General features: G+C 57.4%; 4 protein-coding genes. 1 reads left to right on the top strand and 3 read right to left on the bottom strand.

Annotation, left to right across the window (positions count from 1 at the left end):
* Nucleotides 1-230: HigA family addiction module antitoxin (locus tag D580_RS0114880; protein ID WP_155999876.1), on the bottom strand; the 230-nt coding region annotated here is incomplete at its 3' end.
* Between the two features lie 42 nt (nt 231-272).
* Nucleotides 273-554 carry a type II toxin-antitoxin system RelE/ParE family toxin gene (locus tag D580_RS0114885; RefSeq protein ID WP_018955152.1) on the bottom strand — a complete coding sequence of 94 codons (282 nt, stop codon included), beginning with the start codon at nt 552-554 and terminating at the stop codon, nt 273-275.
* A gap of 555 nt (nt 555-1,109) precedes the next feature.
* On the opposite strand from D580_RS0114885, the gene D580_RS0114890 reads away from it, so the two are divergent.
* Nucleotides 1,110-2,132, top strand: coding sequence for a porin (locus D580_RS0114890; protein ID WP_018955153.1), 1,023 nt, complete (start codon nt 1,110-1,112; stop codon nt 2,130-2,132).
* A 210-nt stretch (nt 2,133-2,342) separates the two neighbouring features.
* Here D580_RS0114890 and D580_RS17010 read toward each other — a convergent pair whose 3' ends face one another.
* Nucleotides 2,343-2,513: a HigA family addiction module antitoxin gene (locus tag D580_RS17010; protein ID WP_269208107.1), complete on the bottom strand. Its 171-nt coding sequence runs from the start codon at nt 2,511-2,513 to the stop codon at nt 2,343-2,345.
* Between the last annotated feature and the right edge of the window lie 3 nt (nt 2,514-2,516).

A 2,516-nucleotide genomic window follows, 5' to 3' on the forward strand; every position in this document is an offset into this window, starting at 1 on the left:
CAGAACTCCGCAGTGGTGCCAAAATATCGCGCCAGGCGCAGTGCGGTGTCCGCAGTCACGGCGCGCGAGCCATTGACGATGCCGCTGATGCGGTTGGCGGGAACATGAAGACGAGCCGCAAGCCCGTTGGCTGAAAGTGCGAGCGGTTTCATGAAGTCATGGAGCAGGATATCCCCCGGGTGGACGGGTGGCAGTTTCTCGCCGGGCTCCACCACATCGGAAAAATCCATGCGGGTGATTTCTTCTCGTCGGATAGTCATCATCTTCACGCTTCAGTGGTAATCAAAGATTTCCGCATCCCACGCATCGCCATCTTCAAATCGAAAGCATAGGCGCCACTGGTCATTGATGCGGATGCTCCAGTAACCTGCGCGGTTGCCCGATAAAGGCTCAAGCCGGTTGCCCGGTGGGATGCGCAGTTCTTCGATGCGAGCAGCCTGTTCCAGTTGCATGAGTTTGCGGCGGGCAACCTGCCGGATTGCGGGCGGTATGCGCCTGACGCGTTCGCCCAGAAAAAGCGCCGCGGTTTCCTTATCGCGGAATGACTTGATCATTGAAGTAAATTAATACGTTATACGTAATACGTCAAGCCAGCCCGCATGTTTCACCACCGTTCATAGCACGTAGGCCAGATAAGCGCAGCGCATCCGGCATCCAGGTTTGGTGGTCGGATCGCGCAGAGATCGCTCTCCGTAGGAGGCCCGACCCCGGGCCGAACCCAGCATCCTTCATCACCTTGAAGCAGGCGTTGAGTGCCTGCCACGTTGCCATTTCGCAACGCCTGTTGCGTGCTTCTGCCTGAATCTGTGGCGCCCATGCCAACACAAATCCCGCTCAATATGACGGCCTCATGAAACCGTCATATTCCATAAGTCCGCGCATGGCCAAGTGGAACGTCCCATAAGCCACCAGAATATAAGCGCTTTCTGCTGAATGGTCCCGTGTGCGGCCAGATGTGGGTCGGAAAGCAGGCGTCCAGGGCAATAAAAACTTCAAAAAAACTTTACCAAACAGCGATTTAATCACCCCCTCCGGGATTGGTACAAAGTCGCCCGTCATTGACGTAATGACCTTTGTACGAACAACCAAATCCCCTGGGAGATTCAACCATGAAGAAGCAAGTGCTCGTGGTGGCCGTGGCCGCCGCCCTCGCTGTGCCTGTCGTTGCTGTGGCTGAGACCACTGGCAGTGTCTATGGTCGTGCCCACCTGTCCGTTGATCACCTGGACAACGGTGACAGCTACAGTGAAATCAACGTGTCCAGCAACTCCAGCCGCATCGGCTTCAAGGGTGAACACAGATTCAACGATGATCTGACCGGTATCTTCCAGATCGAGCAGGAAATCTTTTTTGACAATGAAGGTAGTGAATGGGCTAGTCGTGACACCTTTGCTGGTCTGAAGGGCGACTGGGGCATGTTCCGTGTAGGTAAGTTCGATACTCCGTTCAAACGTGCCCGTGGTCCTGCCAACTTCTTTGGTGATCAGGTCGGCGATATGCGTAACATCACCCGCGTGAGTGCTGTGGGTCGTTTCGATGAGCGTTTCCGCAACAGCCTGCACTACCGTTCACCCAGCATGGGTGGTTTTGTGGCGGATCTCCAGTACTCCCCCGAGCGCAGCGACTCCACCACTGCGGAAGGTTCTGATAATGCCGGTTTCAGCGGTTCTCTTGGCTACAGAAATGGCCCGTTGAATGCGATTGTTGCCTATGAAGTGCAGAACGGTGCGAGCAGCGATCCCGACGCTGTACGCCTGGCTGCCTCCTACCAGATCACTTCCGATCTGCGTCTCGGCGCCCTCTACCAGCAGACCGAAGCCTCCAATGGGACCGAAGGCACGGCCTATGGCCTGGGTGGCTCCTTCCGCATGAGCCCCAGCATGTACCTCAATGCGCACGTCTTTACCCTGGATTCCGACGTGGTGGATGGTGACGCCACCATGTACGCCGTGGGTCTGGAGTATCGCGTGGATCGTGCCCTGCGCTTCTACGGCAATGTGGCGGTGATGGACAACCAGGATGCTTCCGCTCTGACCCCTTGGGGTGCGGCTCGCTCCGCGACCCCGGATGGTGCTTTGGGTGAAACCGCCACGGGTGTCTCCCTGGGTATGCGTTACGACTTCAGCTTCTAAGGCAATGCCAGGGATTTACTAGCCGAATCCCGTTGAAGTCACGAGTTGAGTCTTGAGGGCGCGGGCAACCGCGCCCTTTTTTATGCGCGCATCATGCTTTGCCGTAGGTCGGCCTTCAGGCCGACAAAGCCCCAACGGCAGGATGGCGTAGGTCGGGTTTTAGCCCGACAGCGATGCCAGCAACACAAGCCGTCAATCCCGATCTTCCACCTAGGCCGCCCTCGGCGAAACTTCTTTCTCGATGCTGGCTAGCGCCGCCCGCCGGGCAACCTCGAGCTCATAATCTTTCTGCAACCCGACCCAGAACTCCGCAGTGGTGCCAAAATATCGCGCCAGGCGCAGTGCGGTGTCCGCAGTCACGGCGCGCGAGCCATTGACGATGCC

Origin of the sequence: Thioalkalivibrio sulfidiphilus, assembly GCF_000377945.1 — a bacterium.
GTDB classification, from domain to species: domain Bacteria; phylum Pseudomonadota; class Gammaproteobacteria; order Ectothiorhodospirales; family Ectothiorhodospiraceae; genus Thioalkalivibrio_A; species Thioalkalivibrio_A sulfidiphilus_A.